Source organism: Pseudomonas hydrolytica (assembly GCF_021495345.1).
GTDB lineage: Bacteria > Pseudomonadota > Gammaproteobacteria > Pseudomonadales > Pseudomonadaceae > Aquipseudomonas > Aquipseudomonas hydrolytica.
This window is the reverse complement of record NZ_CP099397.1, coordinates 719,572-743,427: the sequence shown is the minus strand read 5'-3', so window position 1 is coordinate 743,427 and position 23,856 is coordinate 719,572. Positions and strand designations below refer to the sequence as shown.

General features: G+C 65.2%; 21 protein-coding genes and 2 tRNA genes. 2 read left to right on the top strand and 21 right to left on the bottom strand.

Going from position 1 to position 23,856, the window contains the following annotated elements; genetic code table 11:
- Window positions 1–4: 4 nt before the first annotated feature.
- The 8 genes from alr to rnr all read right to left on the bottom strand — a co-directional run bounded on the left by alr (window position 5) and on the right by rnr (window position 8,162).
- Window positions 5–1,081, bottom strand: coding sequence for an alanine racemase (gene alr / locus L1F06_RS03410; protein WP_129482787.1), 1,077 nt, complete (start codon window positions 1,079–1,081; stop codon window positions 5–7).
- Window positions 1,082–1,158: 77 nt separating this feature from the next.
- Complete coding sequence (gene dnaB / locus L1F06_RS03405; protein WP_003246850.1) at window positions 1,159–2,553, bottom strand: replicative DNA helicase; 1,395 nt, start codon at window positions 2,551–2,553, stop codon at window positions 1,159–1,161.
- 118 nt (window positions 2,554–2,671) lie between these two features.
- Complete coding sequence (gene rplI, locus L1F06_RS03400) at window positions 2,672–3,118, bottom strand: 50S ribosomal protein L9 (protein ID WP_003246849.1); 447 nt, start codon at window positions 3,116–3,118, stop codon at window positions 2,672–2,674.
- A 21-nt stretch (window positions 3,119–3,139) separates the two neighbouring features.
- Window positions 3,140–4,033, bottom strand: coding sequence for a YybS family protein (locus L1F06_RS03395; protein WP_003246848.1), 894 nt, complete (start codon window positions 4,031–4,033; stop codon window positions 3,140–3,142).
- 36 nt (window positions 4,034–4,069) lie between these two features.
- Window positions 4,070–4,300 carry a 30S ribosomal protein S18 gene (gene rpsR / locus L1F06_RS03390; RefSeq protein ID WP_003246847.1) on the bottom strand — a complete coding sequence of 77 codons (231 nt, stop codon included), beginning with the start codon at window positions 4,298–4,300 and terminating at the stop codon, window positions 4,070–4,072.
- Window positions 4,301–4,328: 28 nt separating this feature from the next.
- Complete coding sequence (rpsF, locus tag L1F06_RS03385; RefSeq protein WP_003246846.1) at window positions 4,329–4,751, bottom strand: 30S ribosomal protein S6; 423 nt, start codon at window positions 4,749–4,751, stop codon at window positions 4,329–4,331.
- A 175-nt stretch (window positions 4,752–4,926) separates the two neighbouring features.
- Complete coding sequence (gene rlmB / locus L1F06_RS03380) at window positions 4,927–5,679, bottom strand: 23S rRNA (guanosine(2251)-2'-O)-methyltransferase RlmB (protein WP_129484218.1); 753 nt, start codon at window positions 5,677–5,679, stop codon at window positions 4,927–4,929.
- A complete protein-coding gene (gene rnr / locus L1F06_RS03375; protein ID WP_011920844.1) occupies window positions 5,676–8,162 on the bottom strand; it encodes a ribonuclease R in 2,487 nt (828 codons plus the stop codon). Before rnr ends, rlmB begins: the two co-directional genes overlap by 4 nt.
- Before the next feature lie 208 nt (window positions 8,163–8,370).
- Here rnr and L1F06_RS03370 point away from each other — a divergent pair.
- Window positions 8,371–8,457 (top strand) — tRNA-Leu (locus L1F06_RS03370).
- Window positions 8,458–8,539: 82 nt separating this feature from the next.
- Window positions 8,540–8,626, top strand: a tRNA-Leu gene (locus L1F06_RS03365).
- A gap of 111 nt (window positions 8,627–8,737) precedes the next feature.
- Here the strand turns inward: L1F06_RS03365 and L1F06_RS03360 are convergent.
- From L1F06_RS03360 to L1F06_RS03300, 13 genes are all read right to left on the bottom strand, one after another.
- Window positions 8,738–10,672 (bottom strand): methyl-accepting chemotaxis protein, encoded by a 1,935-nt coding sequence (locus L1F06_RS03360; RefSeq protein ID WP_011920843.1) that lies wholly within the window; start codon window positions 10,670–10,672, stop codon window positions 8,738–8,740.
- 208 nt (window positions 10,673–10,880) lie between these two features.
- The gene (locus tag L1F06_RS03355) at window positions 10,881–12,176 is read right to left on the bottom strand and encodes an adenylosuccinate synthase (RefSeq protein ID WP_011920842.1); all 1,296 of its coding nucleotides are present in this window, start codon (window positions 12,174–12,176) and stop codon (window positions 10,881–10,883) included.
- 56 nt (window positions 12,177–12,232) lie between these two features.
- A complete protein-coding gene (locus L1F06_RS03350; RefSeq protein ID WP_003246505.1) occupies window positions 12,233–13,420 on the bottom strand; it encodes an ATP phosphoribosyltransferase regulatory subunit in 1,188 nt (395 codons plus the stop codon).
- Between the two features lie 37 nt (window positions 13,421–13,457).
- Window positions 13,458–13,643: a DUF2065 domain-containing protein gene (locus tag L1F06_RS03345; protein WP_011920841.1), complete on the bottom strand. Its 186-nt coding sequence runs from the start codon at window positions 13,641–13,643 to the stop codon at window positions 13,458–13,460.
- A gap of 140 nt (window positions 13,644–13,783) precedes the next feature.
- Entirely contained in the window at window positions 13,784–14,653 is an 870-nt protein-coding gene (gene hflC / locus L1F06_RS03340; protein WP_003246507.1) for a protease modulator HflC, read from the bottom strand.
- Entirely contained in the window at window positions 14,653–15,822 is a 1,170-nt protein-coding gene (gene hflK / locus L1F06_RS03335) for an FtsH protease activity modulator HflK (RefSeq protein ID WP_011920840.1), read from the bottom strand. The genes hflC and hflK overlap by 1 nt, the downstream gene beginning before the upstream one ends.
- Window positions 15,823–15,919: 97 nt before the next feature.
- Window positions 15,920–17,221 (bottom strand): ribosome rescue GTPase HflX, encoded by a 1,302-nt coding sequence (gene hflX, locus L1F06_RS03330; RefSeq protein ID WP_003246509.1) that lies wholly within the window; start codon window positions 17,219–17,221, stop codon window positions 15,920–15,922.
- 12 nt (window positions 17,222–17,233) lie between these two features.
- Entirely contained in the window at window positions 17,234–17,494 is a 261-nt protein-coding gene (gene hfq / locus L1F06_RS03325) for an RNA chaperone Hfq (protein WP_003246510.1), read from the bottom strand.
- A 101-nt stretch (window positions 17,495–17,595) separates the two neighbouring features.
- Window positions 17,596–18,570, bottom strand: coding sequence for a tRNA (adenosine(37)-N6)-dimethylallyltransferase MiaA (gene miaA / locus L1F06_RS03320; protein WP_011920839.1), 975 nt, complete (start codon window positions 18,568–18,570; stop codon window positions 17,596–17,598).
- On the bottom strand, window positions 18,570–20,441 hold the full coding sequence (mutL, locus tag L1F06_RS03315; protein WP_011920838.1) for a DNA mismatch repair endonuclease MutL: 1,872 nt from the start codon (window positions 20,439–20,441) through the stop codon (window positions 18,570–18,572). Before mutL ends, miaA begins: the two co-directional genes overlap by 1 nt.
- An 8-nt stretch (window positions 20,442–20,449) precedes the next feature.
- Window positions 20,450–21,877, bottom strand: coding sequence for an N-acetylmuramoyl-L-alanine amidase (locus L1F06_RS03310; protein WP_198134335.1), 1,428 nt, complete (start codon window positions 21,875–21,877; stop codon window positions 20,450–20,452).
- Between the two features lie 10 nt (window positions 21,878–21,887).
- Window positions 21,888–22,316: a tRNA (adenosine(37)-N6)-threonylcarbamoyltransferase complex ATPase subunit type 1 TsaE gene (gene tsaE, locus L1F06_RS03305; RefSeq protein WP_435301313.1), complete on the bottom strand. Its 429-nt coding sequence runs from the start codon at window positions 22,314–22,316 to the stop codon at window positions 21,888–21,890.
- Window positions 22,317–22,342: 26 nt separating this feature from the next.
- The gene (locus L1F06_RS03300; RefSeq protein WP_129481833.1) at window positions 22,343–23,842 is read right to left on the bottom strand and encodes an NAD(P)H-hydrate dehydratase; all 1,500 of its coding nucleotides are present in this window, start codon (window positions 23,840–23,842) and stop codon (window positions 22,343–22,345) included.
- Window positions 23,843–23,856: the final 14 nt, after the last annotated feature.

Below are 23,856 nucleotides of genomic sequence, written 5' to 3'. Positions count from 1 at the left end.
GGCGCTAGCCGATATAGCGCCGCGGCACGCGCGCGGTGACCTTGGTCAGCAGCTCGTAGCCGATGGTGCCGCTGGCATGCGCCACCTCGTCCACCGGCAGTTGCGCGCCCCACAGCTCCACCGACGAATCGATACCCACCTCGGGCAGATCGGTGATATCCACCGTCAGCATGTCCATCGATACTCTGCCGGCCAACGGCGCGCGCTGCCCGTCGACCAGCACCGGCGTGCCGCTGGGTGCGTGGCGCGGATAGCCGTCGGCATAGCCGCAACTGACCGTGGCGATACGCGAGGGCCGCTCGGCTACCCAGGCCGCGCCGTAACCGACACTTTCTCCGACCGCCACCTCGCGCACGGCGATCACCCGCGCCGCCAGGGTCATGGCCGGCTTCAGGCCAAGCTCGCGCGCACTGAAGTCGGCGAAAGGCGTGGCGCCGTAGAGCATGATGCCGGGGCGCAGCCAGTCCATGTGGGCGGCCGGAATGGTCAGCACCGCAGCCGAGTTGGCCAGCGAGCGATGATTGAAATCCAGATCCAGCAGATCGAGAAAGCGTTCGACCTGTAGTTCCGTGAGCGGATGACCGCGCTCGTCGGCGCAGGCGAAGTGGCTGAGCAGATTGAGCTCGGCCACCTGCTCGGCCATCTCGAGCCGTGCATGCCACTGGCGCAGACTGGCCGCGTCGAAACCCAGGCGATGCATGCCGGAGTCCAGCTTGAGCCAGACGTTGAGCGGGCGCGCCGGCTCACTGGCGAGCAACGCGTCTGCCTGCGCCGCGCTCTGCACCACCAGATCCAGGCCAAGCTGCGCGGCGATGGCGTACTCGCTGGCCTCGAAGCAACCCTCGAGCAGCAGGATGCGCGCTTCGCCGTGCATGGCGCGCACCTCGGCGGCTTCCTCCAGGCTGGCCACGGCAAAGCCGTCGGCTACCTCGTGCAACGCGGTGACCACCTCGCGTACGCCATGCCCGTAGGCATTGGCCTTGACCACTGCGAACGCCTGGCGCCCCGGCGCGCAGCGCTTGGCCACGGCGTAGTTGTGGGCGATGGCGGAGAGATCGACGATGGCGGCAAGCGGACGCATGAGGGAAGCCTGAACGAAAAACGGGCGCCCATCTTAACCGCTGGGCGCCCGTTTTCATTGAGCAGGATCAGCTGCCGTTATTCGTCCTCGAACTGATAGCTGCCCGGCGCCAGGTTCTCGAAACGCGAATACTTGCCGAGGAAGGCCAGACGCACGGTGCCGATGGGGCCGTTACGCTGCTTGCCGATGATGATCTCGGCCACGCCCTTGTACTCGGTCTCCGGGTGATAGACCTCGTCGCGGTAGACGAACATGATGATGTCGGCGTCCTGCTCGATCGCTCCGGATTCACGCAGGTCCGAGTTCACCGGGCGCTTGTTGGGGCGCTGCTCCAGCGAGCGGTTGAGCTGCGACAGCGCGATGACCGGGCAGTTGAATTCCTTGGCCAGGGCCTTGAGCGAGCGCGAGATCTCGGAAATCTCGTTGACCCGGCTGTCGCCGCTGGAGCCGGGAATCTGCATCAGCTGCAGGTAGTCGACCATGATCAGGCCGATCTCGCCATGCTCGCGCGCCAGGCGCCGCGTACGCGCGCGCATCTCGCTCGGCGAGATGCCCGCGGTATCGTCGATAAACAGCTTGCGGTCGTTGAGCAGGTTGACCGCGCTGGTCAGACGCGGCCAGTCGTCGTCGTCGAGCTGACCGGCACGCACCTTGGTCTGGTCGATGCGCCCCAGGGACGCCAGCATACGAATCACGATGGATTCCGAGGGCATTTCCAGCGAGTAGACGAGGATCGCCTTGTCGCTGCGCATCAGGGCGTTTTCCACCAGGTTCATGGCGAAGGTGGTCTTACCCATCGACGGACGACCGGCGACGATCACCAGATCGGCCGGCTGCAGGCCGCTGGTCTTGCCATCCAGATCATCGAAGCCGGTGGACAGACCGGTGATCGCGTCACCGTTGTTGAACAGCTGGTCGATACGGTCGATGGCCTTGACCAGGATGTCGTTGATGCCCACCGGGCCGCCTGTCTTGGGGCGCGCCTCGGCGATCTCGAAAATCTTGCGCTCGGCCTCGTCGAGGATTTCCTCGCCGGTACGGCCTTCCGGCGCATAGGCGCTGTCGGCGATCTCGTTGCTGATGCCGATCAGCTGGCGCAGCGTGGCGCGCTCGCGAATGATCTGCGCATAGGCCTTGATGTTGGCTACCGACGGCGTGTTCTTGGCCAGCTCGCCCAGATAGGCCAGGCCGCCGACCTGCGAAAGCTGCCCTTCCTTGTCCAGCTGTTCGGACAGGGTGACGACGTCGAACGGCGCGTTGCGTTCGGCCAGCTTGTAGATGGCGCGAAAGATCAGGCGATGGTCATGGCGATAAAAATCGCCATCGGATACGGCGTCGAGCACGCGTTCCCAGGCGTTGTTGTCCAGCATCAGGCCACCCAGCACCGCCTGCTCCGCCTCGATGGAGTGCGGCGGCACTTTCAGGGCAGCGGTCTGCAGGTCGTATTGCTCGGGGATGCTGATGTCGTTCATAGGCTCGGGGAATTATTACTGCAGTAGAAAAAACAACGGGCACGGATCGCCGAAGCGATGCCGTGCCCGATTGTCAGCAGACCCGCACCTGAGCGCAAGTCCGCTTGGCGGCTGCGAGTTAGGCAGCGACCACGATCACCTTGACGGTGGCTTCGACGTCGGTGTGCAGGTGCAGTGCAACGTCGTACTCGCCGACCTGACGGATAGTACCGTTGGGCAGACGAACTTCGGCCTTGGCCACTTCAACGCCGGAGGCGGTCAGGGCGTCAGCGATGTCGTGGGTACCGATCGAACCGAACAGCTTGCCTTCATCGCCAGCGGTGGCGGTGATGGTGACTTCCAGCTCAGCCAGTTGGGCAGCGCGAGCTTCGGCGGAAGCTTTCTTCTCGGCAGCCAGTTTTTCCAGCTCGGCGCGGCGGGCTTCGAACGCAGCTACGTTTTCAGCGGTAGCAGCGGTGGCCTTGCCCTGCGGCAGCAGGAAGTTACGGCCGTAACCGGCCTTGACGTTCACTTTGTCGCCCAGGTTGCCCAGATTGGCGATTTTTTCCAGCAGGATGACTTCCATTTGGGTCTTACCTCTTAACTTTTAACCTTCACCGTTCGCAGAGCCCGGGCCGTTCTTGCGCGCCAGGCGACCGCGAAAATCAAACAGACTGTCGACGATGGCCAGGACCACCAGTAGCGGATAGATCAGCTGCATGAACAGCAGGAGCGTGATGTACATGCCCACCAGCCAGAAGCGAGCGAGCCCTCCCTTTTCCACCAGGCCGTGCACCAGGGCGATCCCGGCGAACAGCAAAGGCACACTGCACAGCGGCGTGAGCATGGCCAACTGCGGCCCCAGATTGGGGCCTAGCATCATGCCCGCCAGCAGCAACAAGGCCTGCGGCAGCGACAGTCTCAGGGCGCGAAACTCGCGACCGAAACCGCCTGGGTTGTACAACACGGCCTGCCAGTAACGCCCAAGAATCAGGCTCAGCAAGCTCAGGATCTGCAGCAAGGCCGCCAGCAATCCGGTCAGCACCGGTGCGATCAGGGCCTCGAGACGCTCGCGTTCACCCACCGACAACTGCTGGTGAGCCCCATCGAACATGGTCGGCAAGAGCTTCTGCAGCTCGCCGGCCATGGCCGCGATGGGTTCGCGGAACACCGCCCCGAGGACCACTCCATACACCAGGCCCAGCGCCACACTGCACAGCAGTATGCGGTTCCAGGTCCAACTGGCGCGCAACAACAACGCCAGGCTCAGCGCACCGACCAGCACCAGCAGGGTGCGCGGTTCGCCGAAGTACCACCAGGCTATCGCCGGCAGCATGGCCCAGGCCAGGATGCCCATGGCATCGCTGGCTCCGCGCCGCAACAGCACCAGGCTGCCGGCGGCGGCACTCAACCAGAACAACAGCGGCATCGCTGCCGATCCCACCACCACGAGGGTGGCCTGCATACGGCCGCGCATGATGTATTCAGCCAGGGCGCGCATGCGATCTATTCCTTAACGCTTGTCGACTATCCGATCTCAGCGGCCGTGGCTGTCGGTGTAGGGCAGCAGGGCCAGGAAGCGGGCGCGCTTGATAGCGGTGGCCAGCTGACGCTGATAACGAGCCTTGGTACCGGTGATACGGCTGGGAACGATCTTGCCGGTTTCCGAGATGTAGGCTTTCAGGGTGTTGAGATCTTTGAAATCGATCTCTTTCACGTCTTCAGCGGTGAAGCGGCAGAATTTACGACGACGGAAGAAACGTGCCATGTGATTGGCTCCTCAATAGATCCGTGGATTACTCGTCAGCGTTGTCGCTGTCGTTGCTGTCGCTGTCATCGCCGTCGTTGGACTCGGCGTTTTCAGGACGTTCACGACGCTCGCGGCGCTCACTGCGGTTTTCTTCGGCCTTCAGCATCTCGGACTGGCCAGTGACGGCCTCGTCGCGACGGATGACCAGGTTACGGATCACGGCGTCGTTGTAGCGGAAGTTGTCTTCCAGCTCGGCCAGGGCCTTGCCGGTGCACTCTACGTTGAGCATCACGTAGTGGGCTTTGTGGACGTTGTTGATGGCGTAAGCCAGCTGACGACGGCCCCAGTCTTCCAGGCGGTGAATCTTGCCACCGTCTTCTTCGATCAGCTTGGTGTAACGCTCGACCATGCCGCCGACTTGCTCGCTCTGGTCCGGGTGAACCAGGAAGATGATTTCGTAATGACGCATAAATGCTCCTTACGGGTTGTAGCCTGCCAACTAAGGTGGTCAGGCAAGGAGTGGGTTTTTCTCGTGATGAGCTTGCCGGGCGGTAGGCGCAAAAAGGCCTGCCGTTACGGCAAGGGGCGCCATTCTAGAGAAGCCCCCTGCCGCACGCAAGGCGAATTGGCGATTATTTGAGCAGTCAGCCCTTGCCCCTGGCCTGACGCTGACGCACCGCCTCGAACAGGCAGACGCCGGTGGCGACCGAGACGTTGAGGCTGCTGACGCTGCCGCCCATGGGCAGCTTGACCAGGTAATCGCAATGCTCGCGGGTCAGGCGACGCATGCCCTTGCCCTCCGCGCCCATGACCAGCACCGTCGGGCCGGTCATGTCGAGCTGGTACAGCTCCTGCTCGGCCTCACCAGCGGTGCCGACCACCCACAGGCCCTTCTTCTGCAGCTTTTCCAGGGTGCGTGCCAGGTTGGTCACCGCCACCAGCGGAATCACCTCCGCCGCGCCGCACGCCACCTTGCGTACGGTGGCGTTGAGGGTGGCGGATTTGTCCTTGGGCACGATGACCGCCTGCGCCCCCGCGGCATCGGCAGTGCGCAGACAGGCGCCGAGGTTGTGCGGATCGGTCACGCCGTCCAGCACCAGCAGCAGGGGTACGCCCTCGCTGCGCTCGAGCAGCTCGTCGAGCATGTTCTCACCCCAGACCTGGCTCGGGCTGACCTCGGCGACCACGCCCTGGTGCACGCCCTCGGCCCATTCGTCCAGCTCCTGGCGTTCCTTGTGCCCGACCGGCACGCGGTGCTGCGCCGCCAGCTCCAGCATCGGCTGGATACGCGGCGCCTGACGGCTCTCGGCCAGCCACAGCTGCTTGACCCGCTTGGGATGGTGGCGCAGCAACGCCTCCACGGCATGCACACCGTAGACCTTTTCCAACTGACTCATCGTTTCGCCTTACGCTTGCTCGGCTTGCTACCGCTTGTCTCGGCCTTGGCCTTGGGCGCAGGCGCGCCCTTGCGATGGCTGGACGTTTTCTTCGCCGGCGCCTTGCCGCCGCTCTTCTTGGCGCTGTCGAGCAGGGCCTTCTTCACCTCACGGCTTTTCTGCACGTCGGTATTGCCCATGCCGCTCGGCTTGCCGCCACGGCGCGCATCATCGCCCTTGTCGGTCTTGCCCTGGCTCAGTTCGAAGTCGATCTTGCGCTCGTCCAGATCGACGCGCATCACCTTGACCTCGACGCTGTCGCCAAGGCGGAAGCTGCGGCCGCTGCGCTCGCCGGACAGGCGATGATGGACCGGATCGAAGTGGTAGTAATCGGCCGGCAGCGCGGTGACATGCACCAGGCCCTCGACGTAGATGTCGCGCAGCTCGACGAAGATGCCGAAGCCGGTCACTGCGGTGATCACACCGGCGAAGGTCTCGCCGACGCGATCCTGCATGAACTCGCACTTGAGCCAGTTGACCACGTCGCGCGTCGCTTCGTCGGCGCGGCGCTCGGTCATCGAGCATTGCTCGCCGAGTTTTTCCAGGGTCGCCTCGTCGTACGGATAGATGCGCGCCTTGGGCATGCTCGCCGCGCCAGCGCGCTCCACGTGCTTGGTTTCACGCTTGGAGCGGATCACGCTGCGAATGGCGCGGTGCACCAGCAGGTCGGGGTAGCGACGGATCGGCGAGGTGAAGTGGGTATAGGCCTCGTAGTTGAGACCGAAGTGGCCCTCGTTCTGCGCGCTGTATACCGCCTGGCTCAGCGAGCGCAGCATCACGGTCTGGATCAGGTGGAAATCCGGGCGTTCGCGGATGCTTTCCAGCAGGCGCTGGTAATCCTTGGGCGTCGGACCGTCCTTGGACTTGCCACGCTGCAGCGACAGCCCCAGCTCACCGAGGAAGGCCTTGAGCTTCTCCAGACGCTCCGGCGGCGGACCATCATGCACGCGATACAGCGACGGAATGTCGTGATCCTGCATGAAGCGCGCGGTGGCGACGTTGGCCGCCAGCATGCATTCCTCGATCAGCTTGTGCGCATCGTTGCGCTGGGTCGGGCGGATCTCGTCGATCTTGCGATCGGTGCCGAAGATGATGCGCGTCTCCTGCGTCTCGAAGTCGATGGCGCCACGCTCGTGACGAGCGGCCACCAGCACCTGGTAAAGCGCATAGAGCTGGTTGAGGTGCGGCAGAACCTCCTTGTACTCGCTGCGCAGGGACTTGCCCTCGCTGCTCTTGGGATCTTCCAGCATCAGGCTGACCTTGTTGTAGGTCAGGCGCGCGTGGGAATGGATCACCGCCTCGTAGAACTTGTAGTCGACCATCTGGCCGCTCTTGGACATGGTCATTTCACAGACCATGGCCAGCCGATCGACGTGCGGGTTGAGCGAGCACAGACCGTTGGACAACTCCTCCGGCAGCATCGGCACGACGCGCTCGGGGAAGTACACCGAGTTGCCGCGTTCGGTGGCTTCGGCATCCAGGGCGGAGCCGGCCTTGACGTAGTGCGACACGTCGGCGATGGCCACGTAGAGTTTCCAGCCACCGGAGAACAGCTTCCAGCGACTGCTGTTCTTCTCGCAGTACACGGCGTCGTCGAAGTCGCGAGCGTCCTCGCCATCGATGGTGACGAAAGGCAGGTGCCGCAGGTCGATGCGCTTCTCCTTGTCCTTCTCCTCCACCTCGGGCTTGAGCTTGCGCGCCTCCTTGATCACCGCCTCGGGCCAGACATGCGGAATGTCGTAGCTGCGCAGCGCCACGTCGATCTCCATGCCCGGCGCCATGTAGTTGCCGATCACCTCGACGATGTCGCCCTGCGGCTGGAAGCGCTGGGTCGGCCAGTGGGTGATCTTGATCTCGACGAACTGGCCGATGCGCGCGCCGGCGGTGCGTCCCGGCGTGACCAGCACTTCCTGCTGGATCTTCGGGTTGTCGGCCACCACGAAGCCGATACCGCTTTCCTCGTAGTAGCGGCCGACGATGCTCTCGTGGGCACGGCTGATCACTTCGACGATGCCGCCTTCACGGCGGCCGCGACGGTCGAGACCGGCCACACGCACCAGGGCGCGGTCGCCATCGAATACCAGGCGCATCTGCGCCGGGCTGAGGAACAGATCGTCGCTGCCGTCATCCGGCACGAGGAAGCCGAAGCCGTCGCGGTGACCGCTGATGCGACCGCAGATCAGGTCGAGCTTGTCCACCGGCGCGTAGGTGCCGCGGCGGGTATAGATCAGTTGGCCATCGCGCTCCATGGCGCGCAGACGGCGGCGCAGCGCCTCGAGCTGGTCCTCGGTGTCGAGGCCGAATTCCTCGACCAGCTGCTCGCGGCTGGCGGGCGAACCCCGTTCGGCCAGGTGGGCCAGAATCAGTTCGCGGCTAGGGATGGGGTTGTCGTATTTTTCCGCCTCGCGGGCGGCCTCGGGATCGAGGGATTGCCAATCGGCCATGTAAAAGGGATTACCTATGCTTATGTATAAAGGTTGTATGCCATACGTCTATTGAAGCGCGAAAAAGGCATTCGCGGCAGCTTTTCCCGTGACAATAATTTTTTTGGGGTCAGGGGTTTACAAGGTAAATGCCCGCCCGTATAGTTCGCGCCCACAGCGTCGAGCAGACGTTGTAACACGAAGCCGATGATGATTCATCGTTTTCAGTGCCCAGGTGGCGGAATTGGTAGACGCGCTGGTTTCAGGTATCAGTGGTGGCAACACCGTGGAAGTTCGAGTCTTCTCCTGGGCACCAAATTTCGTGAAGTGGCTTGATAACCCGCTTTGCAAATAACGGATGCAACGCTCCGTGTCGGCAACGACGAACATTGCAGTGTGCCCAGGTGGCGGAATTGGTAGACGCGCTGGTTTCAGGTATCAGTGGTGGCAACACCGTGGAAGTTCGAGTCTTCTCCTGGGCACCAAATTTCAAAAAACCGAGTCAGATGACTCGGTTTTTTATTGCCTGCAAAACGCCGGTGCGCCGTGCGCACCATGAGCTCAGCAGCAGGCCAGCGAGGTGCGCACGGCGCACCCTACACCCGGAACTGCCCCAGACTGGCCTTGAGTTGCGCCGCCAGCTCGTCCAGGGCCCGCGCATTGCCGGCAATCGCCGCCACCGCTTCGGCGGCATGCTGCGCTTCGGCATGGATGATCTCCACACGCCCGCGCACCGCTCCCGCGCCCTCGGCCTGATGCGCCGCGGCCTGAGTCGCGGCGTTGATTGCGCCATGCACCTCGTCCACCGATAGCTGCACCGACTGCTGCAGGCGCGCACTGTCGCGCAGCACCTCCAGCCCCTCACTGCCCTGCGCACCGGCCTGGGCGATGGCCGCCACGGCCTCCTGCGCGCCACGCTGCAATGCCGCAATATGGGTCTGGATATCCCCGGTCGATTGCTGGGTCTTGCTCGCCAAGGCTCGAACCTCATCAGCCACCACGGCGAAACCACGACCGCTCTCGCCGGCGCGCGCCGCCTCGATGGCGGCATTGAGCGCGAGCAGGTTGGTCTGCTCGGCAATCGACTGGATCACCGTCAGCACCACTTCGATCTGCTCGCTCTGCTTGGCCAGCCGCTCGATCACCGCCGAGCCGTCCGCCACTCGCGCCACCAGCCCCTCGATCAGAGCCGACAGGCGCTGGGCGATGACCGCATTCTCGTGCGCCGCCTGGCGAATGGTATCGACACGCTGCAGCGCCTCCTGCATGGCCTGGCTTTCCGCCTGCGCCTCGTCGGCCATCTGCTCCAGCGCCTGCAGACTGCCGGCCACCTCGTCACGCTGGCGCCCAGCAGCCGCCTCGGCCGCCACACCGCGCTGGGTCAGGCTGCGAATCTGCTCACTGGTGCGCAGCGCCACCTCACCGGACTCACGCACGATCGGCTGCAGCTTGGCGATGAAGCGATTGACCGCATCGGCCATCTCGCCCACTTCGTCCTGGCTGTCGATACTCACGCGCCGGGTCAGATCACCCTCACCCGCCGCCAGGTCGTTGAGCGCCGCACTGAGCAGGCGCAGGCGACTGAGCACGCGCCAACCCAGCACCAGGGCCACCGCTACCAGCGCCAACGCACCGACCAGCAGCAACCCCAGGGCGATGTTCCAGCGCAGCGAATCGGCCGCCACGCGCACCGACTCACCGCCATTGCGTGCCATTTCCTGGGTGTAGCGCTCGGCCGACTGCAGGCGCTCACGCAGCGCCCGCGTCGCCTCCTCGGAAGCGCCGGCCAGACTGCTGTCCACCAACTCGCCCGCGCCATTGACCAAGGCCCCGAAGCGCCCGTCCAGCGCCGCCAGCTCGCGCTCGACCACATCCAGGGAAAGGCCCATCTGCACCTTGCCGATTTGCGCCCCCATGGGGTTGATGTCGGCCTCGACCAGATAGACCCGCGGACTGCGCGAGGCGGCATCGACCAGTTTGTCGAGTGGCGAATCCCCCTCCCCGGCCGCGATCAGCTCACGTACCTGCGCGCTGCTGCGATTGAAATTGCGCGTCAGACGCTTGCCCTCGGCGTCATAGATGATGGCGAAGAGCACCGCCGGATCCTGCTGGGCGATACGAGTCAGGGCGGTGAGCGCCGGGATATCGAGATCCCAGATGGACTTGGGCGCAACACCGGCGAGCAGTTGCGCCAGGGCCTGGCCGGATTGCTTGAGATTGCCTTCGAGCACCACGCGCAATTGCGCCTGCTCACTCTTCAGCTGGCTGGAAAGCCCCTCGCCCAGTCGCGAGCGCGTGCTGCTGGCCAGCGCGGACAATCCCTGACTCATCTCACGCTCGGCAGCGCCCAGCTCCTCACCCAGACGGCGACTTTCACCACCCAGGCGCTGCGCCAGATCCTCGACCATGCCATCGACCGAGGCGCGCATCAGCCATACGGCCAGGCCGACCTGCACCAACATGGCCAGACCAAGGGCAACGAACACCGGGCGCAGCAGACGGCTGCGCAGCATGGAAACGATGGCGAACACTGGGAACACTCCTCAACGACCGTAACAGCTATAACGGCGACTTCCGGGATTTATTGAGCACAAGCAAGGCGCATGCCCAACGCCGAGGCGAAAAACAGCGATCAGCCAAACGAGCAATCCGCAGCATGGATGCAAACGGCTCTCCTGGCTCCGCCAAGCGCAGGCCACAAAAAAGCCGCCCGAAGGCGGCTTTTCAGCACGGTGGCGATCAGGCAAACGGATGACGCAGCACGATGGTCTCGTTGCGGTCCGGGCCGGTGGAGATGATGTCGATCGGCGCACCGACCAGCTCTTCCACGCGCTTGATGTAGGCGCGAGCCGCCGCCGGCAGGTCTTCCAGGGTCTTGGCGCCCAGGGTGGACTCGCTCCAGCCCGGCATTTCCTCGTACACCGGCTGCAGACCGAGGTAGCTGTCGGCATCGGTCGGCGCATCGACCAGCACCTGGCCGTTGGCGTCCTTGTAACCGGTGCAAATGCGGATGGTTTCCAGGCCGTCGAGTACATCCAGCTTGGTCAGGCACAGGCCGGAGATGCTGTTGATCTCGATGGCGCGACGCAGGATCACGGCATCGAACCAGCCACAACGACGGGCACGACCGGTGGTGGCACCGAACTCGTGACCACGCTTGGCCAGGAAGGCGCCGACGTCATCGAACAGCTCGGTGGGGAACGGGCCGGAGCCGACGCGGGTGGTGTAGGCCTTGGTGATACCGAGGATGTAGTTCAGGTACAGCGGACCGAAACCCGAACCGGTGGCGATACCGCCGGCAGTGGTGTTGGAGCTGGTGACGTAGGGGTAGGTGCCATGGTCGATGTCCAGCAGCGAGCCCTGGGCGCCTTCGAACATGATGTCCTTGCCTTCACGACGCAGGTCATGCAGCACGGCAGTGACATCGGCCATCATCGGCTTGAGCAGCTCGGCGTACTCCATGCACTCGTCCAGAGTCTTCTGGAAGTCGATGGCCGGTTCCTTGTAGAAGTTGACCAGCTGGAAGTTGTGATAGTCCAGCAGCTCGCCGAGCTTGGCGGCAAAACGCTCGCGGTGGAACAGGTCACCGACGCGCAGGCCGCGACGCGCGACCTTGTCTTCGTAGGCCGGGCCGATACCACGGCCGGTGGTGCCGATCTTGGCATCGCCACGGGCCTTCTCGCGCGCCTGGTCCAGCGCCACGTGGTAGGACAGGATCAGCGGGCAGGCAGGGCTGATGCGCAGGCGCTGACGCACCGGCACGCCCTTCTCTTCCAGCTTGGTGATCTCGCGCAGCAGGGCGTCGGGCGCGACGACCACGCCGTTGCCGATCAGGCACTCGACACCCTCACGCAGGATGCCGGACGGAATCAGGTGCAGCACGGTCTTTTCACCGTCGATCACCAGGGTGTGGCCGGCGTTGTGGCCACCCTGATAACGCACTACGGCAGCGGCCTGCTCGGTGAGCAGGTCGACGATCTTGCCCTTGCCCTCATCACCCCACTGGGTGCCCAGGACGACGACATTCTTACCCATAAACTTGTCCTCTTCGCGCAAGCTTCGATGCCGGCCGCGGGCCGGCGAAAATGAATTCAGGACGCCAGGGGCGCCACCTGCCAACGTCCATCGCGCAGGGCCAGCAGACGGTCACAGCCTGCTTCGCGCGCATCCGCCTCGCTCTGTCCGGGCAGCGCCTGTACCACGCGCTCACCCTCACTGCGCAGGCGACGCACGGCCTGCCACAGATAGAGATCATGATTGTCCGGCGCCCACACGCCGCGGACCGCCTCGTCCAGGCGCATGTCGCCCAGCGTCACCAGGGTCTTCAGGTCGGTGGAGAAACCGGTTGCCGGGCGCGCCCGGCCGAATACCGCGCCGGTATCGTCGTAACGACCGCCCTGAGCGATGGCACCGCCCTCGCCCGGGACGAACGCGGCGAATACCACACCGGTGTGATAGTTGTAGCCGCGCAGCTCGCCCAGGTCGAAATACAGCGGCAGCTCGGGGTAACGCAGCTCCAGCGCATCGGCGATGGCCACCAGCTCATCGAGCGCGGCGTGCACCGCATCCGGCGCCTCGACCAGCGCGGCCTGAGCCAGATCCAGCACTTCACGACCGCCGCACAGCTCGGCCAGCGAGCGCAGCATGTTGCCCAGCCCGGCCGGCAACGCCGCAGTCAGCGCCTCGATCTCGTCCATGGCCTTGCGCTGCAGCGCATCGAACAGCTGCTGTTCGACCTCGCCGGACAGCCCGGCGGCCCGCGCCAGGCCACGGTAGATGCCGACATGACCGAGGTCCATGTGCACGTCCGGTACCGCGGCCAGCTCCAGGGTCTCGACCAGCAGGCTGATCACCTCGATGTCACTGGCCGGGCTGGCGTCGCCGTATAGCTCGGCGCCGAGCTGGATCGGGCTGCGCGAAGTGGTCAGTGCACGCGGCTGGGCATGCAGCACGCTGCCGGCGTAGCACAGGCGGTTCGGCCCTTCGCGGCGCAGGGTGTGGGCGTCGATGCGCGCCACCTGCGGCGTGATGTCGGCGCGAAAGCCCATCTGCCGACCGGACAGCGGATCGGTGACCTTGAACGTACGCAGGTCGAGATCCTGACCGGCACCGGTCAGCAGGGATTCCAGGTATTCGATATGCGGGGTGACGACGAACTCGTACCCCCAGCGTTGAAACAGGTCCAGCACCTGACGGCGGGCTGCCTCGATGCGCGCCGCCTCCGGCGGCAGTACTTCTTCGATGCCATCTGGCAGCAGCCAGCGGTCTACCGTTGCCATTTCGCCATTCCCCTCTTGATCCGGGCGGCACAAGCCTTCAGTGAAGCAGATATAGAAGGGCAGTACCCAGCAGCATGCTGGCCAGCCCCATCAGGCGCAGTCGGCGGTCGGGCAGGCGAGCTGCCAGCAAGACCGCTCCGCGCCAGTGGCGCGGATAGAGGAAGGGCAGGATGCCTTCCAGCACCAGTACCAGACACAGTGCGATGCCGAGTTCCTGCCACATGATTCCCACAGACGCAAAAAAGCCGGGATTTTCCCGGCTGCCGCATGATACCACGCTAAAAGGCTCAAGCCACAAGCTTCAAGCGACAAGTGAGCGCCAGGCTTGAACTTGTGGCTTGCAGCTCGCGGCTTGCAGCGGTTTTAAGGCTTGGATTTCTCCAGGTAGCGGAAGAAATCGCTGCCCGGGTCCAGCACCAGCACGTCGCGCTTGTCCGCGAAGCTTTCGCGGTAGGCCTGCAGGCTGCGGTAGAAGGAGTAGAACTCCTGATCCTGGCCGAAGGCACGGGCGTAAATGGCGGCAGCCTGGGCATCACCGTCACCGCGCAGCTCTTCGGCTTCACGGTAGGCTTCGGCCAGCAGTACGCGGCGCTGACGGTCGGCATCGGCGCGGATACCTTCGGCCAGCTCACGCCCCTTGGCGCGGTGCTCGCGCGCCTCACGCTCACGCTCGGTGCTCATGCGCTCGAACACGCTGCGGTTCACTTCACGCGGCAGGTCGATGGCCTTGACCCGCACGTCGACCACCTCGATACCCAGTTCACGCTCGGCGGCGCGATTGAGGGTCGCGGTCACGTCGGCCATCAGCGCATCACGCTCGCCGGACACCGACTCGTGCAGGGTGCGCTTACCGAACTGGTCACGCAGCGAGGCTTCCAGACGACGCGCCAGGCGCTCGTCGGCGACCTGCTTCATGCCGGAGGTGGACTGATAGAAACGCTCGGCATCCTTCACCCGCCACTTGGCGTAGGCGTCGACCATCAGCGCCTTCTTCTCCAGGGTCAGGAAGCGCGAGGAGGTCGAATCCAGCGTCAGCAGGCGACCATCGAAGATGCGCACCTGGTTGACGTAAGGAATCTTCACATGCAGACCAGGCGGCACATCGGGATTGACCACACGACCGAACTGCAGCATGACCGCGCGCTCGGTCTGCGCCACGATGTAGAAACTGTTCCACGCCACCAGGGCCAGAACCACGGCCACGATCAGGCCGATCAGGGACTTGTTGCTCATCAACGGCTCTCCCGGGTACGCAGGTTACGCTGGGACATATCGCTGCTCAGCGGTACGGCAGGATCGCGGCTCATGCTGCCACTGCTGCTCGAAGCACTGCCGGCGGAAGAGCCGCCGCGGCTGTCGATCATCTTGTCCAGCGGCAGATAGAGCAGGTTGTTCTGCCCCTTGTCGCCGGTCACCAGAACCTTGCTGGTGTTGCTCATCACTTCCTGCATGGTGTCGATGTACAGACGCTCGCGAGTGATCTCGGGCGCCTTGCGGTACTCGGCCACCAGCTTGGTGAAGCGGTCGGCCTCACCCTGGGCGCGGGCGATGACTTCGTCACGATAACCGTTGGCTTCCTCCAGCAGACGCTGGGCCTGACCGCGCGCTTCCGGAATCACGCCATTGGCGTAGGACTCGGCCTGGTTCTTCTCGCGCTGCTCGTCTTCACGGGCACGGATCACGTCATCGAAGGCTTCCTGCACTTCACGCGGCGCCGCAGCGCTCTGGATGTTCACCTGGGTGATGGTGATACCGGTGCGGTAGTTGTCGAGGAAACGCTGCAGGCGCTCGCGCACCTCGCTGGCCATCAGCTCACGACCCTCGGTCAGCACCTGGTCCATCTCGGTGGAGCCCACCACGTGGCGCACGGCGCTGTCGGTGGCGTGCTGCAGGCTGACTTCCGGCTGGTCGACGTTGAGCACGAAGTCCTGCAGGTTGCTGACGCGGTACTGCACGGTCAGCGGCACTTCGATGATGTTCTCGTCCTCGGTCAGCATCGCGCCCTGCTTGCTGTATGCGCGCTCGCGAGTGACGTTTTCCTGGAACTTGCGATCGATCGGCGGGAAATAGATGTTCAGGCCCGGACCGACGGTTTCGTGGTACTTGCCGAAGCGCAGCACCACGGCCTGCTCCTGCTCGTCCACCACATAGATGGCGCTGTACAGCCAGACCACGGCCAGCAGGCCGAGACCGACGAACAGCAGGCCGAAGCCACCACCGCCGCCACTGCGACCGGAGTCGTCGTCACCACGTTTCTTGCCACCACCGAACAAGCCATTGAGGCTTTCTTGCAGCTTGCGGAACGCTTCGTCGAGATCCGGCGGCCCCTGCCGGCCACCGCCTTTGCGGCCGCCCCAAGGGTCTTGATTGTTCGAGTTGCCACCCGGCTCATTCCAAGCCATAGCGTTCTCCGTACTGATAAAGCGAAGGCGCGCCCACGGCGCGCCGGCCAATGCTACCGAAAGCCCCTTGGTAACGGCAAAGCCGCCGCCCCAGGCTTTATTGCAAAGTATGTTGCTCGATGAAGGCCTGAGGCTCCAGACCTTCGCGACTCACCAGGCGATTGAGCTCGATCCGCGGCAGACGTACCGACAGCAAACTCTGCCCCTGCTCGTCGTGCCCCTCGCTCTGCACCGCCCCCAGCTCGAAGAACTGCGCACGCAGCCGTCCCAGACGCTGTGGCAGCTGCAGCACACCGACGAACAGATCTTCGCCCAACAGCTCCGCCACGGCCTGACGCAACAACTCCAGACCACGCCCCTCTCGGGCCGACAACCAGACTCGCTGCGGCTTGCCATCGGCATCGCGCTGAATCTGCGGCTCGACACCTTCCAACAAATCCAGCTTGTTGTACACCTCGAGCATCGGCAATTCATGCGCGCCGATTTCCTTGAGCACCGCCTGCACCTGCTCGATCTGCGCCATGCGCTCGGGCTCATGGGCGTCGATCACGTGCAGCAGCAGATCGGAATTGCTCGATTCTTCCAGCGTAGCGCGGAAGGCCTCGACCAGTTTGTGCGGCAGATGGCGAATGAAACCCACGGTATCGGCCAGCACGATCGGCCCCAGGTCATCCAGCTCGAGCCGGCGCAGGGTCGGGTCGAGCGTGGCGAACAGCTGGTCGGCCGCATAGACCTCGGAAGCGGTCAGGGCATTGAACAGCGTGGACTTGCCGGCGTTGGTGTAACCCACCAGCGACACCGAAGGGATGTCGGCACGCTTGCGCCCGCGCCTAGCCTGCTCACGCTGGCTGCGCACCTTCTCGAGCTTCTGCTTGATCTGGCGAATGCGCACGCGCAGCAGGCGACGGTCGGTCTCCAGCTGGGTTTCACCCGGCCCGCGCAGACCGATACCGCCCTTCTGCCGCTCGAGGTGGGTCCAGCCCCGCACCAGGCGCGTGCTCATGTGATCGAGCTGCGCCAGTTCGACCTGCAGCTTGCCTTCATGGGTACGCGCGCGCTGGGCGAAGATGTCGAGGATCAACCCGGTACGATCGAGCACGCGGCATTCGAACGCACGCTCGAGGTTGCGCTCCTGGCTCGGTGTCAGGGTGTGATTGAAGATGACCAGTTCGGCCTCGATGGCCCTGACCTGGTCGCGCAGCTCCTCGACCTTGCCGCTACCGATGAGGTACTTGGCGGTCAGACGGCTGCTGGGCACGCTGAAGAAGGCGACCATGTCGGCGCCCGCCGACATGGCCAGCTCCTGGAACTCCTGGGGGTCTTCGCTCGCCTCGGAGTCTTGGCCTTCCAGATGAACCAGGATGGCCCGCTCACCGCCCTCATGACGCTCGAAGAACAATGCAGCCCCCTATCAGGCGTTACCCGGCTCGGCATCGGCCTGCTCGGAGTCGCCAGCGCTCGGCAGGCGCACCGGACGGCTGGGCACGACGGTGGAAATGGCGTGTTTGTAGACCATCTGGCTGACAGTGTTCTTCAGCAGGATGACGAACTGGTCGAAGGACTCGATCTGGCCCTGCAGCTTGATGCCGTTGACCAGATAGATGGAAACAGGGACGCGTTCCTTACGCAGGGTATTCAGGTAAGGGTCTTGTAGCGAATGCCCTTTTGACATGTGCCGCACTCCTTTCAAGGATCAATTTCAATAATTTTTAGTAAGTAAACAATGGCATCAGGCCGCCCCACCCCCAAGGATAGACGGCCAGCGGCAAGGTCTCATTTCAATATGGAGACGCTTTCCAGGTATTTCAAGGTGCGAGGCAGATTGTCGCAGGCCAGACTGTCCAGCCACTGCAGATCGCCCCATCCCCGCAACCAGGTGAACTGACGTTTGGCCAACTGCCGAGTGGCAATGATGCCGCGCTCGACCATTTCCTCCCGTGACAGCTTGCCGTCCAAGTACTCCCAGACCTGGCGATAGCCTACCGCCCGTATAGACGGCAATCCCGCGTGCAAGTCACTTCGACTGCGCAGGGCTTCGACCTCTTCGACGAAACCCTGTTCCAACATCGCCTGAAATCGTTGTGCGATGCGCTCATGCAGAATCTGGCGCTGCGCCGGCGCGATAGCAAGCTGAGCAACAGTATAGGGTAATTGCCCGCTGGCCGATGTGCCCCCTTCGGGATTTCCCGCGGCCTGACGCAGGCGGTGCTCGCTCATGCTCATTCCGCTGACGCGATAGACCTCCAGCGCGCGGGTCAGACGCTGCGGGTCATTGGGATGGATGCGCGCCGCGGACTGCGGATCGACCTCGGCCAGTTCCCGGTGCAGCGCCTCCCAGCCTTCGACGGCGGCGCGCGCCTCGAGCTCGGCGCGCACGACGGGGTCGGCACTGGGCATGTCCGCCAGGCCTTCCAGCAACGCCTTGTAATACAACATGGTGCCGCCCACCAGCAGCGGAATGCGCCCGCGCGCGGCGCTTTCGGCCATGGCGGCCAGGGCATCGGCGCGAAACTCCGCCGCCGAGTAACTCTCGGCCGGGTCGCGAATGTCGATCAGGGCGTGGGGAAACTCCGCCAGAACGGCCTTGTCCGGCTTGGCGGTGCCGATATCCATGCCGCGATAGACCAGTGCGGAATCCACGCTGATCAGGTCGCACGGCAGCACGCGGGCCAGCGCCAGGGCCAGATCGGTCTTGCCGGCAGCGGTCGGCCCCATCAGGAAGATGGCCGGAGGCAGCGCGGCAGCCATCAGCGACCTCGCAGGAACAGCTTGTCGAGATCGTCCATGCCCAGCTGGGTCCAGGTCGGACGACCGTGGTTGCACTGGCCGCTGCGCTCGGTCTGCTCCATGTCACGCAGCAGCGCATTCATCTCGGGGAGGGTCAGACGCCGGTTGGCGCGCACCGCGCCGTGGCAGGCCATGGTCGCCAGCAGCTCGTTGAGATGGGCCTGAATGCGGTCGCTGGTGCCGTATTCGAGCAGATCGGCCAGCACGTCGCGCACCAACTGGGTGGCCTCGGCCTGCTTGAGCAGGGCCGGAATCTGGCGAATCGCCACGGTTTCCTCACCCAGGCGCTGCAATTCGAAGCCCAGGCGCTGGAACCATTCCCCGTGCTCTTCGGCGCAGTCGGCCTCGCGCTGACTGAGGGCGATGGACTCGGGCACCAGCAGCGGCTGACCGCGCAGGCCTTCGCTGGCCATGGCCTGCTTCAGGCGTTCGTAGGTGATGCGCTCGTGCGCCGCGTGCATGTCCACCACCACCATGCCCTGGGCATTCTCGGCGAGGATATAGACGCCCTTGAGCTGCGCCACCGCATAACCGAGCGGCGGAATGTCGCCCTGCTCCTGTGGCAGCGGTGCGGGCTGCGCCCCTGGCAGCGGCGCGAAGTATTCGCGATAGGCCGCCTGCGCTTCGGCGACCGGAACCCCGGGACTGCCGGCCGGCTGCTGATAACCAGCCCCGGCGCCACGCCAGGCCGGCTGCGGGTTGGCCACGGGCGTTTCCAGCACGCTGGCGGCCAGGCCCATTTCCCCCTGCGGGCCGAATTCGCCCGCCGCCAGCCCCGTGGCTCGCACCATGGGCATGACCGCCGCCGGCGCCGCGACCTGATCCTCCGGGCGCACATCGGCCAAGGCACGATGCAGGGTGCCGTAGAGGAAGTCATGGACCATGCGGCTGTCGCGGAAACGCACCTCGTGCTTGGTGGGGTGCACGTTGACGTCCACCGTGCTCGGGTCGATCTCCAGGAACAGCACGAAGGTCGGATGGCGGCCGTTGAACAGCACGTCGCGATAGGCCTGGCGCACCGCGTGGGCGACCAGTTTGTCGCGCACCATGCGGCCGTTGACGTAGAAGTACTGCAGATCGGCCTGGCTGCGCGAGAAGGTCGGCAGGCCCACCCAGCCCCACAAACGCAGGCCGCCGCGCTCGATCTCGATGGGCAGCGCCTGTTCGAGGAAGGCCGGGCCGCACACGGCGGCGACGCGGCGCGCGCGACTGATTTCGTCGCCGGCCTCGTGCAGGGCGAACACCGTCTTGCCGTTGTGGCGCAGGTGGAAGGCCACGTCGAAACGCGCCAGCGCCAGGCGCTTGATCACTTCCTGCAGGTGATCGAATTCGGTCTTCTCGGCGCGCAGGAACTTGCGCCGCGCCGGAGTATTGAAGAACAGGTCACGTACTTCCACCGAGGTGCCGACCGGATGCGCCGCAGGCTGCACCCGAGGCTGCATGTCGCGCCCTTCGGTTTCCACCTGCCAGGCCTGATCGGCATCGGCGGTGCGCGAGGTCAGGGTCAGGCGCGACACCGAGCTGATCGAGGCCAGCGCCTCGCCGCGAAAGCCCATGCTGAGCACCGCCTCGAGGTCTTCCAGCTCACGAATCTTGCTGGTGGCGTGGCGCGCCAGGGCCAGCGGCAGGTCGTCGGCGGCGATACCACCGCCGTCGTCACGCACCTTGAGCAGCTTGACGCCACCCTGCTCGACTTCCACGTCGATGCGCCGCGCACCGGAGTCCAGGCTGTTTTCCAGCAGTTCCTTGGCTACCGAAGCCGGACGCTCGACCACCTCGCCCGCGGCGATCTGGTTGGCCAGACGCGGGCTGAGCAGATGAATACGGGACATAACGCTCACTACTGGGCCGCCAGCGCGGTGGCGGGAATCTGCAATGTCTGGCCGACCTTGATCACGTCGCCATTGAGGTTGTTGGCGCTGCGCAGGACCGCCAGGCTGATCTGATAGCGCTGGGCGATCAGCGCCAGGCTCTCGCCACGCGCTACCACGTGCTCGCGCGGACCGGCGGCGATCTTGCCCTCGTCGCGCAGCCAGGCGACATAGGTGCCAGGCGGCGGATTTTCGTGGAAGAACTGCTTGACCCCGGAGGTGATCGAACGCGCCAGCGCCTGCTGATGACTCGCGGTATGCAGCTTCTTGGCCTCGTTGGGGTTGGAGATGAAGCCGGTTTCCACCAGGATCGACGGGATGTCCGGCGATTTCAGCACCATGAAGCCGGCCTGCTCGACGCGGCGCTTGTGCAGCGGCGTGATGCGTCCCATGTTGCTCAGCACCTTCTGCCCGACGTTCAGGCTCGAGGACAGCGAGGCGGTCATCGACAGGTCCAGCAACACGCCGGCGAGCATCTTGTCCTTGTCGTCCAGGCTGACGTTGCCGGCACCGCCGATCAGGTCGGACTGGTTCTCGGCGTCGGCCAGCCAGCGCGCGGTCTCGGAGGTGGCGCCGCGCTCGGACAGCGCATACACCGAGGCACCGAAGGCGGAAGCCCGCGGCGCGGCGTCGGCGTGAATGGACACGAACAGATCGGCGCCCTTCTTGCGGGCGATCTCGGTGCGTTTGCGCAGCGGAATGAAGTAGTCGCCGGTGCGCACCAGTTCGGCACGGAAGCCCTTCTCGGCGTTGATCTGCCGCTGCAGTTCGCGGGAAATGGCCAGGGTCACGTGCTTTTCGTATTGCCCCTTGACCGGAGACAGCGCCCCCGGATCCTCCCCCCCATGACCGGCGTCGATGGCGATGATGATGTCACGCTTGCCGTTGGGCACGGGGGTCAGCTTGGGCGGTGGCTGGGTCGGCGTCACCGGCACGGGCGGCGCGCTGGCGGCGACGCTGGGCGTCTGGGCCGCGGGCGGAGTACTGCCCTGATCGAACAGATCCACCACCAGGCGATGACCGTACTGCTGGTTGGGCGCCAGGGAGAAACTCTTGGGCGTGACCGGCGCCGACAGGTCGATGACCACGCGCAGATCGTCGGCACTGCGCTGCGCGCTGCGTACGCCGGTGATCGGCGTGTTGGCCAGCGACAACTGTTCGAGATTGGTCGCCAGCTTGGCGCCGCTGACGTCGATGACGATGCGATCGGGCGCCGCGAGCGTGAACACGCTGTGCTGCACCGGGCCGGACAGGTCGAAGACCAGGCGGGTGTTGTCGGGCGCGCGCCAGAGGCGCACGCCCCGCACGTCGGAGGCAGCCAGCACCTCGGCAGCCAGGGCCGCCCACAACACTCCCACAGCGGTAACCAGCGCGCCTATGCGCATACCCAACCCCATCGATTCTTATCTATGCCTTGCTGCTCAGGACCTCGCACCAGGCATCCCCGCGAGCCCCGTGCCCCTGCAGCAACAGCGAACGGCCGCCCGCTTGGGGGCTAATGGTAATGTCCAGGTCGGGCTTTGGCAAAACGCCCGCGCCGCGCTCCGGCCACTCGATCAGGCAGAGTGCATCCCCCTCGAAGTAGTCGCGGATGCCGAGAAACTCCAGTTCCTCCGGATCGACCAGGCGATAGAGGTCGAAATGAAAGGCGCGCAGCGCACCGATTTCGTAGGGTTCGACCAGGGTGAAGGTCGGGCTCTTCACCGCCCCGGCATGGCCCAGGCCGCGCAGCATGCCGCGCGAGAGGGTGGTCTTGCCCGCCCCCAGGTCGCCATGCAGATAGATCACTCCCACGCCACCGCTGGCATGCGCGATACGCGCGCCCAGGGCAAGCATCGCCGCCTCGTCGGCAGCCTCGAGTCTCAACTCAGACAAGGACAGAACTCCTCCAGTAACTGACGAATGGTGTCAGGCAGATCGCCAGCAGCCAGCCCACGCCCCTGCCTGCCGAGATTTTCGCCCGCATGCGCGTGCAGCCACACCGCCAGGCAAGCGGCATCGAAGGCCGTCATGCCCTGCGCCAGCAAGGCGCCGATCAGGCCCGCCAATACATCCCCCAATCCGGCACCGGCCATGGCCGGATGGCCGCGATCACAGAGCGCCAGGCTTCCGTCCGGAGCGGCGATCAGACTGCCCGCCCCCTTAAGCACCACCACCAGACCAAAGCGCTGGGCCAGCGCCCGCGCGGCGGCGGGCCGGTCCGCCTGCACCTCGGCACTCGCCACGCCCAGCAAACGGGCGGCCTCGCCCGGATGCGGGGTCAGCACGCCCTGCCGCGGCGCACCGACCTGACCGGCCGCCAGCAGGTTGAGCGCATCGGCATCCCACACCTGAGGCACCGGCAGACCCGCGGCCACCGAAAGCAGGCTGCGGCCCCAGGCATTCTGGCCCAACCCCGGCCCGACCACGCAGACCGTGGCGCGCTCGGCCAGGCCGAGCAGCTGATTGGCCGACGCCAGCGCCGAACACATCACTTCCGGGCGCCGCACCAGCGCCGCCTGCACATGCTCGGGCCGGGTCGCCAGCGACACCAGACCGGCACCGGCGCGTAACGCGCTTTCGGCACTGAGCAGCGCCGCGCCACCCATACCCAGATCGCCACCGACCACCAGCAGGTGGCCGAACTGGCCCTTGTGCGCCAGCGGCGAGCGCGGCGCCAGACGCGGCAGGTTGGCCAGGTCCAGGCGCTGCGCCAGGGCTGGGGCCTGCGCCAGAAGCCGAGGGTCGCCCTGTAGATCGTCGAACTGCAGCTCGCCGCACAACTCAGGGCCGAGACCGGTGAACAGGCCGAGCTTGAGCGCGATGAAGGTCACCGTCACGTCGGCCTGCACCGCCACGCCAAGGCGCGCCCCATGGTAGGCCTGCAGGCCGGACGGGATATCCACCGCCAGCACCGGCAGACCGCTCTGATTGATCATGCGGATGGCCTGGGCATAAGGCTCGCGCACGGGGCCGGCCAGTCCGGTGCCGAGCAGCGCATCGACCAGCACGCCGGCCAGCGGCGCACATTCGCTCCAGGGTCGCACGTCGACTCCGGCGCTGCGCGCCTCGGCACAGGCCTGCGCCGCATCGCCACTCAGCGCCGCCGGCTCGCCCACCGCCAGTACCCGCACCCGCCAGCCGGCGCGTTGAGCCAGCGCCGCGATCAGATAGCCGTCGCCGGCATTGTTGCCGCGCCCGGCCAGCACGGTGATCTCGCCAGCATCCGGCCAGCGCCTGCGCAGCACGCGCCAGGCGGCATGGGCGGCGCGCTGCATCAGTTCGTAGCCGGGGGTGCCGGCAGCGATCAGCGCGGCATCCAGCGCACGCACCTGCTCGGCGCTGTGCAGGCTCAGGGGCAAGGAGGCGGAAAGTGGATGCATGGCTCGCTCGCGGC